Origin of the sequence: Mesorhizobium sp. B2-3-12 (genome assembly GCF_006442205.1) — a bacterium.
In the GTDB taxonomy this organism is placed as follows: domain Bacteria; phylum Pseudomonadota; class Alphaproteobacteria; order Rhizobiales; family Rhizobiaceae; genus Mesorhizobium.
In genome coordinates, this window is record NZ_VFVR01000006.1 from 74694 (window position 1) to 91538 (window position 16845).

Annotated in this window: 17 protein-coding genes; 5 read left to right on the forward strand and 12 right to left on the reverse strand. The window is 62.9% G+C overall.

The window, feature by feature from the left end; translation table 11 throughout:
* Window positions 1-186: 186 nt before the first annotated feature.
* Window positions 187-1287, reverse strand: a complete 1101-nt coding sequence (gene recA, locus FJ948_RS18205; RefSeq protein ID WP_013895892.1) for a recombinase RecA — start codon at window positions 1285-1287, stop codon at window positions 187-189.
* 20 nt (window positions 1288-1307) lie between these two features.
* The gene (locus tag FJ948_RS18210) at window positions 1308-1559 is read right to left on the reverse strand and encodes a hypothetical protein (RefSeq protein ID WP_140706754.1); all 252 of its coding nucleotides are present in this window, start codon (window positions 1557-1559) and stop codon (window positions 1308-1310) included.
* A gap of 9 nt (window positions 1560-1568) precedes the next feature.
* On the opposite strand from FJ948_RS18210, the gene FJ948_RS18215 reads away from it, so the two are divergent.
* Both FJ948_RS18215 and FJ948_RS18220 read left to right on the forward strand, forming a co-directional pair.
* Complete coding sequence (locus tag FJ948_RS18215) at window positions 1569-2513, forward strand: carbohydrate kinase family protein (RefSeq protein ID WP_140706757.1); 945 nt, start codon at window positions 1569-1571, stop codon at window positions 2511-2513.
* Between the two features lie 78 nt (window positions 2514-2591).
* A complete protein-coding gene (locus tag FJ948_RS18220; RefSeq protein ID WP_140706759.1) occupies window positions 2592-3509 on the forward strand; it encodes a pseudouridine-5'-phosphate glycosidase in 918 nt (305 codons plus the stop codon).
* A 6-nt stretch (window positions 3510-3515) separates the two neighbouring features.
* Here the strand turns inward: FJ948_RS18220 and FJ948_RS18225 are convergent, their stop codons facing one another.
* Window positions 3516-3839, reverse strand: coding sequence for a TfoX/Sxy family protein (locus FJ948_RS18225; RefSeq protein ID WP_140706761.1), 324 nt, complete (start codon window positions 3837-3839; stop codon window positions 3516-3518).
* A gap of 91 nt (window positions 3840-3930) precedes the next feature.
* On the opposite strand from FJ948_RS18225, the gene FJ948_RS18230 reads away from it, so the two are divergent.
* Window positions 3931-4428: a GFA family protein gene (locus FJ948_RS18230; protein ID WP_140706763.1), complete on the forward strand. Its 498-nt coding sequence runs from the start codon at window positions 3931-3933 to the stop codon at window positions 4426-4428.
* A gap of 140 nt (window positions 4429-4568) precedes the next feature.
* Here FJ948_RS18230 and sufA read toward each other — a convergent pair whose 3' ends face one another.
* The 7 genes from sufA to FJ948_RS18265 all read right to left on the reverse strand — a co-directional run bounded on the left by sufA (window position 4569) and on the right by FJ948_RS18265 (window position 11731).
* Window positions 4569-4949 carry a Fe-S cluster assembly scaffold SufA gene (gene sufA / locus FJ948_RS18235; protein WP_140706765.1) on the reverse strand — a complete coding sequence of 127 codons (381 nt, stop codon included), beginning with the start codon at window positions 4947-4949 and terminating at the stop codon, window positions 4569-4571.
* A gap of 101 nt (window positions 4950-5050) precedes the next feature.
* A complete protein-coding gene (locus tag FJ948_RS18240) occupies window positions 5051-5437 on the reverse strand; it encodes an SUF system Fe-S cluster assembly protein (protein WP_140706767.1) in 387 nt (128 codons plus the stop codon).
* Window positions 5438-5442: 5 nt separating this feature from the next.
* On the reverse strand, window positions 5443-6684 hold the full coding sequence (locus FJ948_RS18245; protein ID WP_140706769.1) for a cysteine desulfurase: 1242 nt from the start codon (window positions 6682-6684) through the stop codon (window positions 5443-5445).
* 103 nt (window positions 6685-6787) lie between these two features.
* Window positions 6788-8056 carry a Fe-S cluster assembly protein SufD gene (gene sufD, locus FJ948_RS18250; RefSeq protein WP_140706771.1) on the reverse strand — a complete coding sequence of 423 codons (1269 nt, stop codon included), beginning with the start codon at window positions 8054-8056 and terminating at the stop codon, window positions 6788-6790.
* A gap of 25 nt (window positions 8057-8081) precedes the next feature.
* Window positions 8082-8837 carry a Fe-S cluster assembly ATPase SufC gene (sufC, locus tag FJ948_RS18255; RefSeq protein WP_015318168.1) on the reverse strand — a complete coding sequence of 252 codons (756 nt, stop codon included), beginning with the start codon at window positions 8835-8837 and terminating at the stop codon, window positions 8082-8084.
* Window positions 8838-8865: 28 nt separating this feature from the next.
* Window positions 8866-10383, reverse strand: coding sequence for a Fe-S cluster assembly protein SufB (sufB, locus tag FJ948_RS18260; RefSeq protein ID WP_140706773.1), 1518 nt, complete (start codon window positions 10381-10383; stop codon window positions 8866-8868).
* Window positions 10384-10567: 184 nt separating this feature from the next.
* Window positions 10568-11731 (reverse strand): cysteine desulfurase family protein, encoded by a 1164-nt coding sequence (locus FJ948_RS18265; RefSeq protein ID WP_140707294.1) that lies wholly within the window; start codon window positions 11729-11731, stop codon window positions 10568-10570.
* Between the two features lie 257 nt (window positions 11732-11988).
* Between FJ948_RS18265 and FJ948_RS18270 the strand changes: the two genes are divergently transcribed.
* A complete protein-coding gene (locus FJ948_RS18270) occupies window positions 11989-12663 on the forward strand; it encodes an alpha/beta hydrolase (RefSeq protein WP_027042409.1) in 675 nt (224 codons plus the stop codon).
* A 73-nt stretch (window positions 12664-12736) separates the two neighbouring features.
* On the opposite strand, the gene FJ948_RS18275 is transcribed toward FJ948_RS18270, so the two are convergent.
* Both FJ948_RS18275 and FJ948_RS18280 read right to left on the reverse strand, forming a co-directional pair.
* A complete protein-coding gene (locus tag FJ948_RS18275) occupies window positions 12737-13477 on the reverse strand; it encodes a phosphatase PAP2 family protein (protein ID WP_246677545.1) in 741 nt (246 codons plus the stop codon).
* A gap of 112 nt (window positions 13478-13589) precedes the next feature.
* Window positions 13590-15233: a glycosyltransferase family 39 protein gene (locus FJ948_RS18280; RefSeq protein WP_140707296.1), complete on the reverse strand. Its 1644-nt coding sequence runs from the start codon at window positions 15231-15233 to the stop codon at window positions 13590-13592.
* Window positions 15234-15588: 355 nt separating this feature from the next.
* Between FJ948_RS18280 and tyrS the strand changes: the two genes are divergently transcribed.
* Window positions 15589-16842: a tyrosine--tRNA ligase gene (gene tyrS, locus FJ948_RS18285; RefSeq protein ID WP_140706777.1), complete on the forward strand. Its 1254-nt coding sequence runs from the start codon at window positions 15589-15591 to the stop codon at window positions 16840-16842.
* Window positions 16843-16845 lie beyond the last annotated feature (3 nt).

Here is a 16845-nt window from a genome sequence, read left to right on the forward strand (position 1 = left end):
CGGGCACGCCCCACCCTGTCCAGAAACACGGAATTGGGCCAAATAAGCTCGCCAGCCGGCACCGCTCTGCCCCAAAAACGAAAACCGCCGGCGCGAAGGCCGGCGGTTTTGAACGCGGTACTAAAGAACTCTGTTACTTAAGCGTCGGATAATAGGCCGGATTTATGGCCAAACTCCGGCCGTTGCCTACATCGCGCCGGCTTCGTCCTCAAAACCGTCGTCGCCATTGCCCTCGGAGCCGCCATTCTCGAGGAATTTTTCGGCGATCAATCCGGCATTCTGCCTGAGCGCCAGCTCGATCTCACGCGCGGTGTCGGGATTGTCGCGCAGGAACAGTTTTGCATTCTCGCGGCCTTGGCCGAGACGCTGCGAATTGTAGGAGAACCAGGCGCCCGACTTCTCAACCACGCCGGCCTTGACGCCGAGATCGACCAGTTCGCCGGTCTTGGAGACGCCCTCGCCATACATGATGTCGAATTCGACCACCTTGAAGGGCGGCGCCAACTTGTTCTTGACCACCTTGACGCGGGTCTGGTTGCCGACCACCTCGTCGCGGTCCTTGACCGAGCCGATGCGGCGGATATCGAGGCGCACCGAGGCATAGAATTTCAGCGCGTTGCCGCCGGTCGTGGTTTCGGGCGAACCGAACATGACGCCGATCTTCATGCGGATCTGGTTGATGAAGATGACCATGGTGTTGGAGCGCGAGATCGATGCGGTCAGCTTGCGCAGCGCCTGGCTCATCAAACGGGCTTGAAGACCGGGCAGCGAATCGCCCATCTCGCCCTCGATTTCGGCGCGTGGCGTCAGCGCCGCCACCGAATCGACCACCAGAACATCGATGGCGCCGGAGCGCACCAGCGTGTCGCAGATCTCCAGCGCCTGCTCGCCGGTGTCGGGCTGCGAGATCAGGAGGTTCTCGAGATCGACGCCGAGCTTGCGGGCGTAGACCGGATCGAGCGCATGTTCGGCATCGACGAAGGCGCAGATGCCGCCCTTCTTCTGGGCTTCCGCGACCGTATGCAGTGCCAGTGTTGTCTTGCCCGAGCTTTCCGGTCCGTAGATCTCGATGATGCGGCCGCGCGGCAGGCCACCGACGCCGAGCGCGATGTCGAGGCCGAGCGAACCGGTCGGCACCGTTTCGATTTCGACGACCTGCTCGTTGGCGCCGAGCCGCATGATCGAGCCCTTGCCGAAAGCCCGCTCGATTTGCGACAGCGCCGCATCCAGAGCCTTTGATTTGTCCACTGCCTTATCCTCTACCAGCCGCAAAGAATTCTGAGCCATGATACATCACCCCTTGGTCGTCAATGAAGGCCGGACAATCCGTAATCCCTGGCATTTTGTACCTTTTTTGTTCTCATTTGGCAAGAGGCAACAACCAATTGAAAAACAAGTAATATCCTGATTTGTTCTTTTTTTGTCTCGAAACGCCAGGCAGGAACAAGCTCGGCATTGGGCCAGCCGGCCCCCGCGACCCGTTCAGCCGAATCGCGGTCTTGCGTGCGAAGCTCTGTCGCGCACTCTAGCGCTTGTGCGGCCGCAACAACAAAGGTCATATCGCCGCCATGGTGAAATCCCCAGAGATACTGGCCGTGGGCGGCGCCCATATCGACCGGCGTGGCCAGGTGTCCGGCCCCTATGTCCCGGCAGCCTCCAATCCCGGCACGATGCGCGAGGATGTGGGCGGCGGCGTCTTCAACGCGCTGCGCGGCATGGTGCGGCGCGGCGTATCGGCGTCGCTGATGTCGATGCGCGGCGGCGATGCGGGAGCGGATACGGTTTCCCGCGCTATCGCCGAGGCTGGTATTGCCGACCTGTCGGCCGTGTTCCTCGACCGCACGACGCCGAGCTATACGGCGCTGATCGATCGCGAAGGCGAGCTGATCGTCGGCTTTGCCGACATGGCGCTTTACGAGCTGGCATTTCCCAAGCAGATGCGACGCTCCAAGGTCCGGGAAGCGATCGCCGCCGCCGATGCCATTTTGTGCGACGCCAATCTGCCGACCTCGGCGCTGGAGCGGTTGGTTGCGCTTGCCGCCGGCAAGCCGGTTTTCGCCATCGCGATTTCGCCGGCCAAGGTGACGCGGCTGATACCGGTGCTTGGCGAACTGGCTCTGCTCTTCATGAACCGGCGGGAGGCCGTTGTCCTGGCAGGCGTCGATGCAGGTGCCGCCGAGCGGGAAATGATCGACGGGCTGCGGTGCAGCGGCCTTGCCAGCGGCGTGGTCACGGCGGGCAGCGCGCCCGTGCTGGGATTCGATGACACAGGCGCTTTTTCGATCCTGCCGCCTGCTCCGAGAAGAGTCGCCGATGTTACCGGCGCCGGCGACGCACTGGCGGGCGCGACGGTGGCGGCGCTGTTGCACGGCCTGCCGCTGCGCCAGGCCCTGCGCGAAGGCGTCGCGGCGGCGACGCTGGCCATCGAAAGCGCCAATGCGGTGCCCGAATTCTCCGCGGCGAGCTTCGCGGAAGCGCTGGCCCTTGTGCCGGATGCCAGGGAAGTGGCATGAGACCGGCGAATTCATAGTGCCGCCGTGACGTTTGCGCTTTCCCGATGGATGCGCCGCCCTTCGGATTGGAGATCAGAGATGACGCCAGAGACCGCCCGCCCTTTCATCGATATCCACGCACCCGTGGCACAGGCGCTGGCCGCCGGGCGCCCGGTGGTGGCGCTCGAAAGCACCATCATCACCCATGGCATGCCCTACCCCGACAATGGCGCCATGGCGGCCAATGTCGAAAAGATCATCGCTGACGGCGGCGCGGTGCCGGCAACCATCGCCGTGGTCAACGGCCGCATCAAGATCGGGCTCTCCGACGGCGAGCGCGAATCGCTGGCGATGACGGGTGACGCCATGAAGCTGTCGCGCGCCGATCTTGGCTTCGCCGTGGCGCAAGGGCGCACCGGTGGCACGACGGTCGCGGCGACCATGATCGCGGCTGACATGGTCGGGATAAAGGTGTTCGCCACCGGTGGCATTGGCGGCGTGCACAAGGGTGCCGAAAAGAGTTTCGATATCTCGGCCGACCTCGATGAACTGGCGCGCACGCCGGTCATCGTCGTCTCGGCCGGCGCCAAGGCCATCCTCGACATCGAAAAGACGCTGGAAGTGCTGGAAACACGCGGCGTGCCCGTCGTCGGCCACGGCTGCGAGACGATGCCGGCCTTCTGGTCGCGGCAGTCGCCGTTCCGCGCCCCGCTGACCTTGTACAAGCCGGAAGACATCGCGCATTTCTACCAGACCCGCCTGGCCCTGGGACTTAGCGGCGGCTTGCTGGTCGCCAATCCGGTGCCGGAAAACCATGAAATCCCCGCTGAAGAAATGGCCGGCTACATCGAAGCCGCCCAGAAGGCCGCGGAAGCCCTCAACGTCACCGGCAAGGCGGTGACGCCGTTCCTGCTGGGAAAAATCCTGGAACTCACGGGCGGGCGCAGCCTGAAAACCAACATCGCGCTGGTCGAGAACAATGCAAGGCTGGCGGCAGACATCGCCAAGGCTTTGTAGGCGCCGCTACTTCCCCGCCCTTCGCCCCGCCTCATAAGCCCGCCGCGCCCACACCGTCATCTCGTCAGGGTCGTCAAAGGCGCTGTCGGGAATGCTCCAATAGGGCATGGCGACCAGCTTGCCGTGGCGCGTGCCGGTGTAGGTCCACTGCCGGCAGCCGGCGGCTTCGAAATCCGGCACGCTTTGCTCGTCCGCCTTCAGCAGCAATTCGCCGCGCAGGACGATGGCGACGATGACGCCGTCGAAATAGATGCCCTTGCCGCCGAAGAGTTTGCGGATCGAGACCGGGCCGAGGCCCTCGAACAGTTCTGCGATGCGTTCATTGTCCATGCCGCGATCATGTCACCGCTCCGCGGACTTGTCATCGCCGCAACCAAAGCGTTGCTGACAGGTTGAGAGAAAAACATCGGAGTTTTGCGCCATGCCTGTCCTGCTCAAGGGCTCCTGCCGCTGCAACGCCGTGCGCTTCGAGGTGGAAAGCCACACACCGGTGCCGTTCATGCTGTGCTACTGCTCGATCTGCCGCAAGCAGCAAGGCGGCGGCGGCTTCGCGATCAATCTCGGCGCTGACTATGAGACGCTGAACATCAGGGGCAAGAGAAGCCTCGGCGTCTACCGCGCCGAGATCGAGGACGACGAGCATCCCCATTGCGAGGTCTCGACCGGCGAGCGCAATTTCTGCAAGAGATGCGGATCGGCACTCTGGCTCTACGACCCGACCTGGCCGGACCTGGTGCATCCCTTCGCCTCGGCGATCGACAGCGAGCTGCCGAAACCGCCCGAAAAGGTGCATCTGATGCTGAAATACAAGGCGAACTGGGTTGAGCCCGAGATCGGCAAGGGCGACAAGACGTTCGACGTCTATCCCGAGGAATCGATCGCCGACTGGCATAAACGGACTGGCATGTGGGTGGATTAGGGTTCTTCTCCCCGTCACTATACGGGAGAAGATGCCGGCAGGCAGATGAGGGGCGGCGCGAACTCTTGAGAGGCTGGCGCTGCCCCTCATCCGTCACTTCGTGACACCTTCTCCCCGTATAGTGACGGGGAGAAGGAAAGCTAGGCCGACGCCCGAGCCTCCGCCAGCGCCTTCAGATCAGCCGGCTTCAGTTCGACGGATTCGCCACAGCCACAGGCTGAACTCTGGTTCGGGTTGTGGAAGGTGAAGCCCGTGCGCAGCGTCGTCTGCTCGAAATCCATTTCGGTGCCGAACAGGAAAAGGGCTGCTTCGGGCGCGACATAGACATGGGCGCCGTCGCGCTCGATGTGGTCGTCCTTGTTGTTGGGCTCGGTCACCAGGTCGACCGTATATTCCATGCCGGCGCAGCCGCCCTTCTTGATACCGAGGCGGATGCCATGCGCGTTGTCGCGCGTGGCGACGATCTCGCGCACCCGGTCGGCGGCCTTTTCGGTCATCGTGATGACGGCAAAGCGTCCCATGTTCTTCCATCTCCATTCCATGCGGGTTCAAGGCCCGCCGAATGATTCCTCACCTAAAATGGTGAAGTTTTACCCCTGGCGCAAGTGTGCCAGGCTTGGCGCTAGTACCAACCCACCGCGACCTGTGCCTCTTCCGACATGCGGTCGGGCGTCCAGGGCGGGTCGAAGGTCATGTTGACCTCGACGCCGGACACGCCCTCGACAGCGCCCACCGCGTTCTCGACCCAGCCGGGCATTTCGCCGGCCACCGGGCAGCCGGGCGCGGTCAGCGTCATGTCGATCTTGACCGAGCGGTCGTCCTCGATGTCGATCTTGTAGACAAGGCCGAGTTCATAGATGTCGGCCGGAATTTCCGGGTCGTAGACGGTCTTCAGCGCCGAGACGATGTCGTCGGTCAGCCGCGCCAGCTCGTCGGCGGGGATCGTCGAGGCGGAAACCACGCTGTTGGCGGCCGGTACGGTCTCTGCGGTGGTGCTCACATCATCCATGGTCGTTACCCGAAGAATTTGCGCGCTTTTTCAAGCGCCTCGGCCAAAGCGTCGACTTCGGCCCTGGTATTATACATGCCGAACGATGCCCTGCATGTGGAGGTTACGCCAAGGCGTTTCAACAGCGGCTGGGCGCAATGGGTGCCGGCACGGACCGCGACACCCTGCCTGTCTATCACCATCGACACGTCATGGGCATGAATTCCCTGCAGTTCGAAGGAGATGATGGCGCCCTTGCCGGGCGCATCGCCGAAGATGCGCAGCGAGTTGATGGCGCGCAGGCGTTCGTGAGCATAGATCTTGAGATCTTCCTCATGCGCCGCGATACGCTCGCGACCGACGGAGTCCATGTAGTCGAGCGCGGCACCCAGCCCGATCGCCTGGACGATCGGCGGCGTGCCGGCCTCGAAACGGTGCGGCGGGTCGTTGTAGGTGACGATGTCTTCCGTCACCTCCTCGATCATCTCGCCGCCGCCCATGAAGGGCCGCATGCCGGCGAGACTATCCTTCTTGCCGTAGAGCACGCCGATGCCCGAGGGACCATAGACCTTGTGGCCGGTGAAGACGAAGAAATCGCAATCGAGATCCTGCACGTCGATGGGCATATGCACCGCGCTCTGGCTGCCGTCGACGAGTACGGGAATGCCCCGCGTGTGCGCGATCCGGACAATCTCCTTGATCGGCGTCACAGTGCCCAGCGCGTTCGACATCTGCGTGATGGCGACCAGCTTGGTGCGGTCGGTCAGGCGCTTCTCGAATTCCTCGATGTGGAACACGCCGAGATCGTCGACCGGAACCCAGACCAGTTTTGCACCCTGCCGTTCGCGGATGAAATGCCACGGCACGATGTTGGAGTGGTGCTCCATGATCGACAGCACGATCTCGTCGCCCTCGCCGATATTGGGCATGCCATAACCGTAAGCAACGGTGTTGATCGCCGAGGTCGTGTTCGAGGTGAAGACGATGTTGTCGGTGCTTGGCGCGTTGAGGAAACGGCGCACCGTCTCACGCGCCTTTTCATAGGCGTCGGTGGCGGCATTGGAGAGGAAATGCAGGCCGCGATGGACGTTGGCGTATTCCTGGGAATAGGCATGCTGGATGGTGTCGAGCACCACCCGCGGCTTCTGTGCCGAGGCGCCGTTGTCGAGGTAGACCAGCGGCTTGCCATAGACTTCGCGCGACAAGATCGGGAAATCGCGGCGGATCGCTTCGACATCGTAGGGGGTGGTTTCGATCTTCTGGTCCATCACAAGCTCTCTCGAGGCATCGCCTCACTCCGTCACGCACCCCTCATCCGTCTTGGTGCTGCGCACCGATCCACCTTCTCCCGCAAGGGGAGAAGGAGAGGCGCTACCCGTGCGTCACAAACCACTCGTCGAGCCGCGCTTCCAGCGCCTCGATGATCGCCTCATCGTCCAATTCCTCGATGACTTCCGCCACGAACGCCTTCACGAGCAACCCGCGCGCACTCTTTTCGTCGACGCCGCGCGCCATCAGGTAGAACAGATGGTCGTGGTCGATCTCGGTGACCGTGGCGCCGTGGCCGCAGACGACGTCGTCGGCGAAGATTTCGAGTTCCGGCTTGGTCGAGAACTCGCCATCGTCCGACAAAAGCAGCGTGTTGCAGGCCATCTTGGCGTTGGTCTTCTGCGCGTATTGATGGACGTTGATGCGACCCTGGAACACGCCGCGCGCCTTGCCCGTGACCACATTGCGGATGACCTCGGTCGAAGTCGTGTGCGGCACGGCGTGGTCGAGCACCATGGTGACGTCGGTATGGGTGTCGCCGGCGAGCAGATTGATGCCGCGCAGCTTGAAGTCGGCGCCCTCGCCCGTCGTCCTGACCATGATCTCCTGGCGCACGAGCTTGCCGCCGGCGTTCATGACGAACAGCGTCAGCTTCGCGTTCTTGCCGATATGGGCCTTGAACTGCGCCAGATGCGTTGCCGTCTCGGGCTGTTCCTGAACGATCAGCCAGGTCACCTCGGCGCCTTCGCCGAGCACGAGCTGGCTGACCGAGCTGGTCAGCGCCGCTCCCTCGCCGGCCTGACGTTCGACGATGACCGCCTTGGCGCCGGAGCCGACGCGCACCGGCAGGCGCACATGGGTCTGGCCGCCGGCCTGCAGGTTCTGCAGCTCGACCGGCTTTTCCAGCTCCGTCCCATCGGCGATGTCGATGAAGTAGCCATCGGCGACAAAGGCCGTGTTCAGGGCGCCAATGGCGTCGTCGCTGCCATAGGGGTCGAGCCCCGGCGCGATGCTGCCGTCGGTCAGCTTTTCCGACAGGCGCTGGACGCTGACGCCTTCGACAGTTGGCGCCTTGGCGTTCGATACGCCGTTCAACAAGGACAAAACCGTCGAGCCGTCGACGATTGGCGCGATGGCTTTCGCTGCGGCGGCCGGATCGAAGTCCGGCACCGCATTCAAGAGACGGCGCAGGTCGGTGTAGTGCCAGGACTCGATGCGCCGCGTCGGCAGGCCGTGCTTGATCGCCTCGATGGCGTCGTCACGCTTCAGCATCACCGCGCCATCGCCCGGCAGCAGCGACAGCCGGTCGCCGAACGCGTCGATCAACGCTGTTTCGGCTGGTGTCCTCTGGGGCTGAGTGTGCATATTCATCAGTTTGACCTTGCCTTCTGGCATCTCACGCGGCTTCGCCGATCACGCCGGCATAGCCATTGGCTTCCAGATCCAGCGCCAGCGACTTGTCGCCCGACTTGATGACCTGGCCCTTGTAGAGCACGTGCACGCTGTCGGGCACGATGTGCTCGAGGAGGCGCTGGTAATGGGTGATGACGAGGAATGCCCGGTCCGGCGCGCGCAGTGCGTTGACGCCGTCCGAGACGATCTTCAGCGCATCGATGTCGAGGCCGGAATCGGTCTCGTCGAGCACGCAGAGTTTCGGCTCCAGGAGCTTCATCTGCAGGATCTCGGCGCGCTTCTTCTCGCCGCCGGAGAAGCCGACATTGAGCGGCCGCTTCAGCATCGCCATGTCCATGCTGAGCGAGGCGGCTGCTTCCTTCACGCGCTTCAAAAATTCCGGGATTTTCAGCGGCTCCTCGCCGCGCGCCTTGCGCTGCTCGTTCATCGCCACTTTCAGGAATTCCATCGTCGCAACGCCCGGTATCTCCATCGGATACTGGAAGGCGAGGAAGATGCCTGACGTGGCGCGCTCGGCTGGATCCATTTCGAGGATCGACTGGCCGTTGTAGAGGATGTCGCCTTCAGTGACCTCATAGTCCTCGCGGCCAGCGAGGATGTAGGACAGCGTCGACTTGCCCGACCCGTTCGGGCCCATGATGGCGGCGACCTCGCCGGCTTTCACCGTCAGGTTCAGGCCGCGGATGATTTCGGTGCCGTCATCGACGATGCGGGCATGCAGGTTCTTGATCTCAAGCATTCTTTTGTTTCCTGAAATATCTGTCCGGTCAGCCGACCGAGCCCTCGAGCGAAATCCCGATCAGCTTCTGCGCCTCGACCGCAAACTCCATCGGCAGTTGCTGGATGACGTCCTTGACGAAGCCGTTGACGATAAGCGCAATGGCTTCCTCTTCGGGAATGCCACGCTGCATGACGTAGAATTTCTGGTCCTCGGATATTTTCGAGGTTGTCGCCTCGTGCTCGAACTGCGCCGTCGAATTCTTGGCTTCCATGTAGGGCACGGTATGCGCGCCGCACTGGTCGCCGATCAGCAGGGAGTCGCAATTGGTGAAGTTGCGCGCGTTGGTCGCCTTGCGGTGCGCCGAGACCTGGCCGCGATAGGTGTTCTGCGAGAAGCCGGCGGCGATGCCCTTGGAGATGATGCGGCTCGACGTGTTCTTGCCGAGATGGATCATCTTGGTGCCGCTGTCGACCTGCTGGTAGCCGTTCGACACGGCGATCGAATAGAATTCGCCTTGGGAATCGTCGCCGCGCAGGATGCAGCTCGGATATTTCCAGGTGATCGCCGAACCGGTCTCGACCTGCGTCCACGAAATCTTCGAACGGTCGCCACGGCAGTCGCCGCGCTTGGTGACGAAGTTGTAGATGCCGCCCTTGCCCTCGGCGTCGCCGGGGTACCAGTTCTGGACAGTTGAATATTTGATCTCGGCATCGTCGAGCGCCACCAGTTCGACCACCGCGGCATGGAGCTGGTTCTCGTCGCGCTGCGGCGCCGTGCAACCTTCGAGATAGGAGACGTACGCCCCTTCCTCGGCGATGATCAGCGTGCGCTCGAACTGGCCGGTGTTCTTCTCGTTCATGCGGAAATAGGTCGACAGCTCCATCGGGCAGCGCACGCCCTTGGGCACGAAGACGAAGGAACCATCGGTGAACACGGCCGAATTCAGCGTGGCGTAGAAATTGTCCGAGGCCGGCACGACCGAACCAAGATATTTCCGCACCAGTTCCGGATGCTCGCGGATCGCTTCCGAGATCGAGCAGAAGATCACGCCGGCCTGCGCCAGTTCCTTCTTGAAGGTCGTGACGACAGAGACGGAATCGAACACCGCGTCGACGGCGACGCGGCCTGATTTGTAGACGTTGTCGCTGGCTTCCTCGAACTCCGAGGCGTCGGTCTTCTGCACGCCGGCGAGGATCTCCTGCTCCTTCAACGGAATGCCGAGCTTCTCGTAGACCTTCAAGATCTCGGGATCGACGTCGCTGAGCGAAGTCGGTCCGGGCGTGCTCTTGGGCGCCGCGTAATAGTAAATGTCCTGGAAATCGATATTGGGATAGTTGACGCGCGCCCAGGTCGGTTCTTCCAGCGTCAGCCAGCGACGATAGGCTTCCAGGCGCCATTCCAGCATCCAGGACGGTTCGTCCTTCTTGGCCGAAATGAAACGGATGATGTCTTCGCTCAGGCCTTTGGGAGCCTTGTCGACGGCGATCTCGGTCTGGAATCCGTATTTGTATTGGTCGACGTCGATCTTTCGGACCCGATCGATCGTGTCCTGCACAGCAGGCATATGCGTTCTCCATCCACGCCGGGGTCAAGGCCCGACAGTTTTCAAACTATGGCACCGCCAAATGAAACGCCGAAGACGCTCGCGGCAGCGTAAGTTCCATATAGTGCGCCTCGACCGGAAATTCACCCGGCCAGCATGAAACGCACGGCTCTACCAGGCCGAGAGGCCCAAAATCGTCCAACCGCTAGGCGGCTCTCTCCTTGTCCGCCCGGCGAGCGGCTAGCCCAGCAAGCGCGGCGCGGAACAGTTCGATGTCCTCGACACCCGTCGCCGCACCGATCGAGACGCGCAAGGCGCCAAGACTGTCGCCATGGCCCATGGCCTTCAGCACATGGCTCGGACCGACCTTGCCCGACGAACAGGCCGAGCCAGCCGACAGCGCCACGCCGGCAAGATCGAAGGCGATCTGGGCTGTTTCGGCCTTGATGCCGGGAATAGCGAAGAATGTCGTGTTGGCAAGCCTCGGCGCGCCGGTTCCGAAGATTTCTATGTCCGGCGCCAGCGTTTTGAGAATGGTTTCGACCTCGTCGCGACGCCGACGCACGGGATCGATGGTCTGCAACCCGGCGAGAGCCTGCCTGGCCGCGGCGCCAAATCCGGCAATGCCGGGCAGGTTTTCGGTGCCGCCGCGATGGCCCTTTTCCTGGCCACCGCCATTGATCAGCGGCTTCGGCATCATCAGATCCGAGGCGGCGACGATGGCGCCGACACCCTTGGGGCCGCCGAGCTTGTGCGACGACAGAATCAAATAGTCGGCGTAACCCGCTGACATGTCGATGGAAAGTCGGCCTGCCGCCTGCACCGCGTCAACAACGAGGACGCCGCCCGCCGCCTTGACGGTTTCGGTAATGCGGCCGATGGGCTGGATCACGCCGGTTTCGTTGTTGGCGGCATGGATCGCCACAAGCGGCAAGCCGTCAGCCTTGTCGTGACCGGCAAGCGCCGCCGTCAAGGCATCGAGCCTAACAATGCCATCAGCGTCGACACCGATCCGCGTCACCTGGCTCGCCGGGAAGCGTCCGCCATTCAGCAGGCACGGATGGTCGGCCTCGCACACGTAGAGCCGGCTCATGCGAATGGCGCCGCGCCCCATCCGCCAGTCCGGCGTCAGCAGCGTCGCGGCGGCTTCCGTTGCGCCCGAGGTGAAGACGACATGTTCCGGCTTGCCGTTGATCAGTGCGGCCACATCGCGCCTGGCGGTTTCGACCAGGCGGCGGGCGACGCGTCCCTCGGCATGGACCGACGACGGGTTGGCTGCCACATCGAGCGCCGCGACCATGGCCTCGCGCGCCGCTGGAAGCAGCGGCGCACTGGCGTTATAGTCGAGATAGGCGCGTGTCGCGGCCATTTTCGTCCAGTTCATCCCGTCAGTAGCCATTCCGCCGACGTATGGCGTTATTTCCTTGAAATTCCAAGGCAAGCCGTCCTATTTACGCGGCTTGCGGCGAGGGCGACCGGGCGATTGCGTTTCGGCCACCCAGTTTTGAATAATTCTAAACTAGCTTCTATGAAGGCGCTCGCCCTGCGTCAAGGTCTGTGGAAGCGGGCGCCGTAGGAAGAGCGTTCCGGGCGCCGCGCGCTCGTTTTACCCAAGTGGAGTATTTCATGCCTGAGGTCATTTTCACCGGTCCGGCCGGTCGCCTGGAGGGACGCTACCAGCCCTCGAAGGAAAAGAGCGCGCCGATTGCCATCGTGTTGCATCCGCACCCGCAGTTCGGCGGCACGATGAACAACAAGATCGTCTACGACCTCTTCTACATGTTCCAGAAGCGTGATTTCACCACGCTGCGCTTCAATTTCCGCGGCATCGGCCGCAGCCAGGGCGAATTCGACCACGGCACGGGCGAATTGTCCGACGCGGCGGCCGCGCTCGACTGGGTGCAGTCGCTGCATCCGGATTCGAAGAGCTGCTGGGTCGCCGGCTATTCCTTCGGTTCGTGGATCGGCATGCAGCTCCTGATGCGCCGGCCCGAGATCGAAGGCTTCATCTCGATCGCGCCGCAGCCCAACACCTATGATTTCTCATTCCTGGCGCCCTGCCCGTCCTCGGGCCTGATCATCCATGGCGATGCCGACAAGGTGGCGCCGCCGAAGGATGTGCAAGGCCTGGTCGACAAGCTGCACACGCAAAAGGGCATCACCATCACGCAGAAGACCTTGCCCGGCGCCAACCATTTCTTCGCCAACGACGCGGATCTGCTGATCGAGGAATGCGCCGACTATCTCGATCGCCGGCTGGCCGGTGAATTGTCCGATCCGCGGCCGAAGCGGCTGCGCTAAACCGCCAAGCAAAGCGTACGGGCGGGCGGGCGACGTCCCTCCGCTCGACATTTGGCGATGATCCGGCCCTGATCTACTTTTCGGGGGCAATCAAGCGGAACGATGGCTTGCGGACCGGCAATCCCGACGGTGCCGGCCGGAAGATGAAGCCCAGCCGGGCAAAGACCAATCCGCAGGCCAGCGCGAAGGCGCAGCCGAGGCCGAAGCCGGCAACGGTATCGCTGGGATAGTGCGCGCCGACGAAGATCCTGGTCGAGGCGATGCAGGCCGTGAGCACCAGGGCAATGTACCAGCGGCGCGGAAACAGGAGCAGAAGCACGCCGAACACGGCGCCCATCGTCGTGGCATGGCCGGAGGGAAAGCCCGCAAAGCGCGCATCGAGGGCAAAGGGGTGCAGTGCAAGGACGCCGAAATCCTGGAAATAGAGCGGGCGGGCCCTGCCAATGGCATATTTCAGGACATTGACGGCAAGACCAGAGAGGCCGACGGCGCTCAGCACCAGGAAAGCCAGACAGGTCCAGCTGTAGACCAGTATCAGCGCGCGCCGCGAGAGGCTTCGCCAATCCGTCAGATTGGCCGCGACAAGCAGAAGCGCGGACGGAATGAGATACCAGCCGCCCAGTCCGAACTGCGTGAAGAACTCGGCGAGCCTGCCCACGGCAGGCGACCATCGGTCATGCGCCATGCCCGCCGGCGTATCCAGCCGAACAAAGGCCGCGGCCGTCAGAAAGACCCAGACCAGGCCCCACGCCCACCATGAGATGTTGGGATAGCGAGCGGGACGAACAGCGAGGCGCCGTCTCGCGATCTGCATCGTGTCGCGAAAATTACCGAGGGATCGGCGTCCTGTTCCGAGCAGCGAACTGGACACCGGAGGGCGCGATTTCACGAGCATTGGAAACTGGACTCTGTCATCGACCCAGCCGTCATTTGGCCACACGATAAAGGCCGAGCGACAGTTTGTCTCCCGACGAATAGTTGAGGCCATCGATTTCGGCGAGACGATTCACCGATTTTCCTTGCACCGACAGCATGCCATTCAGCTTCTGCTCATCCCCGATCGGCGCCAGCCCCAGTGCACAGGCAGGATCGGCGAGCAGGTGCTCCGCCACGCCTCCGATATCGGTCAGCACCGTTTTCGTGCCGACCAGAAACACCAGGCTCGGCTCCTGATACCGCGCCGAGGCCAGCACCGTTGTGTCGCATGCCTGGTTGGCAAGCACGGCTTGCTTGATCGCCGGGCTCAACCACATGGGCTTCAGCGACGGTGCGATGATACCGAACAGCAAGGCATAGGTGATGCCCGCGCAGGCCGCGGTGGCTCCGATGCGAGGCAGCGGCACCTGCAACTGACGCGAGAAGGCCAGATAGCCGGCGCCCAGCGCCGACGCCGCCGCCGGGATACTCCACCACGAGAAGCTGTGGGTAAGGTAGATCGGTGCCCCGATGCAGACCGCCGCCAGGCCGAGGCTGACCACCACCAGACCGAAAGCGGTCGACCACCACAACCATTGCTGCCAGCGCTTGAGTGGCGCATTGGCGTCCTGCGGCTGCAGGGTCAACAGCCAGCCGATCAGCAGCGCCATGCCGGGATAGGCCGGCAAGACGTAATGCGGCAGCTTGGTCGGGATAAGTTCGAACACGAGCCAGAAGGGAATGTACCATGCCAGGCAAAAGCGCAGCCTGAAATCGTCGCGCACCCGATTGAGGGCCTGCAGGCCGGCGCCGACCGCGATCAGGCCGAACGGCCACATGAACAGCGAATAGGTCAGCATGTAGAAACCCGGCGGCAGGCCGTGCGATTCCTCGCCCGACGCGACCTTGTTCAGCATATCCTTGCCGACGGCTTCTTGGAAAAAGGCGCCGCCGCTCTTCCAGCCGATAAAAGCGACCCAGGGCAACACGATGAGCAAGACGAGCGCGATGCCGCGCACCAGCTTCAACTTCAAAAGCCAGCGCCAGTCGCGTTCGAAAGCAAACAGGGCGGCCGCCGTCAGCAGCGACAGCAGCGGGGCCACGGGTCCCTTGATGAGGATCCCGACGCCTTGCGCCAACCAGAATATCCACGGCAGATGGCCCGCCACCGGCTCGTTGCGACGCGCCGCCAGATAGATTTGCGCCAGCGCGCCCTGCGCGGCCACGCAGCAAGCCAGAAGCATGGCGTCGGTCTTGGCGTCGCGGCCCTCGAAGGCGGTGGCGAAGATCGCCGCCATCATCAGGCCGGCGGCAAGGCCGGCATTGGCACCGAAAAGTTTCGTCCCCGTCCAGGCGATGCCCAGAACAGCGAGCGCTATTCCGAGCATCGAGACAAGGCGATACACCCAGATCGGCGCGGCGGCGCCCTCGCCGCTCAAGGCGACAGCGGCCGATTGCAGCCAGTAGATGCCGATCGGCTTCTTGTAGCGCGAGACATCCTGGAAGCGAATGTCGATATAATCGCCAGTTTCGACCATCTGCTTGGTCGCCTGGACAAAACGGGACTCGTCGCGGTCGATCGGCGGAAGGCTCGCCAAGCCGCTGAAACTCATCAGCAAGCTGAACAGAAAGAGGAAGACGTAGTTTCTGTTCATCGCGGGAGCTTTCCGGATCTGATCTGCGGGACGGCCCCGTCGCGGCGTGCGGGCGCTGCCCTTGCGCGGCGCCTCATTACGCCAGCGGCATGAATGAGGCAAGAACTGGCCCGACGCTCGCGAGAGGCGCGCGATCCGACGCAAAACCGGAATCCACTTTTGCTGATCGCGAACTCCTGGTTGGCGCGCGATCCGGCGCAAAACCGGAATCCACTTTTGCTGATCGCGAACTCCTGGGTGGCGCGCGATCCGGCGCAAAACCGGAATCCACTTTTGCTGATCGCGCTTGGGTGCTAAACGCGCGCGTTCACATATGTCCGGGCCGGACCGGGCGTACGCTTTCGGGAAACAAAAAATGCCTGCCTTCAAATCCGACTTCCTGCGCACGATGAGCGAGCGCGGCTTCATCCACCAGACCTCGGATGATGTCGGCCTCGATCAAATCTTCGCCAAGGAGACGGTGACGGCCTATATCGGCTTCGACGCAACCGCCAGGAGCCTGCATGCCGGATCGCTGATCCAGATCATGATGCTGCACTGGCTGCAGCAGACTGGCCACCGGCCGATCGCGCTGATGGGCGGCGGCACGTCGATGATCGGCGATCCCTCGTTCAAGGACGAGGCCCGCAAGCTGCTGACGCCCGCGGATATCGACGACAATCTCGCCGGCATCCGCCGCAACTTCATGCCCTACCTGAAATTCGGCAGCGGTCCGAACGACGCCGTCATGGTCAACAATGCCGACTGGCTGATGGAGATCAACTACGTCAATTTCCTGCGCGATGTCGGCCGGCACTTTTCCGTCAACCGCATGCTTGCGTTCGATTCCGTCAAGCTGCGGCTCGATCGCGAGCAATCGCTGTCGTTCCTCGAATTCAACTACATGATCCTGCAGGCCTATGATTTCGTCGAACTCTACAAGCGCCACGGCTGCCGCCTGCAGATGGGCGGCTCCGACCAGTGGGGCAACATCATCAACGGCATCGATCTCGGCCGCCGCATGGAGGATGCGCAACTTTATGCGCTGACCACGCCGTTGCTCACCACCTCGTCCGGCGCCAAGATGGGCAAGTCGGCCTCGGGCGCGGTCTGGCTCGATGCGCAGATGCTGAGCCCTTACGAGTTCTGGCAATACTGGCGCAACACCGAGGATGCCGATGTTGCCCGCTTCCTGAAACTCTACACCACGCTGCCGCTGGACGAGGTGGCGCGGCTCGAGCGGCTGGGCGGCTCCGAGATCAACGAGGCCAAGAAGATCCTCGCCACCGAGATCACGGCCCATCTGCATGGCCGCGCGGCCGCCGAACAGGCCAGCGAGACGGCGCGCAAGACCTTCGAGGAGGGCGCGCTCGCCGACACGCTGCCGACCGTCGAGATCGAAGCGGCGAAGCTGGAAGCCGGCGTCGGCATCCTGTCGCTGCTGGTCACGGCTGAGCTGGCGTCGTCCAATGGCGAGGCACGGCGGCACATCCAGGGCGGCGCCGTACGCCTCAACGACCAGCCGGTAAGCGACGACCGTCGGCTGGTCACGGTTCAGGATTTGAGTCCGGAAAACGTCGTAAAGCTTTCATTGGGCAGGAAAAAGCACATCCTGGTGCGGCCGGCCTGAGGA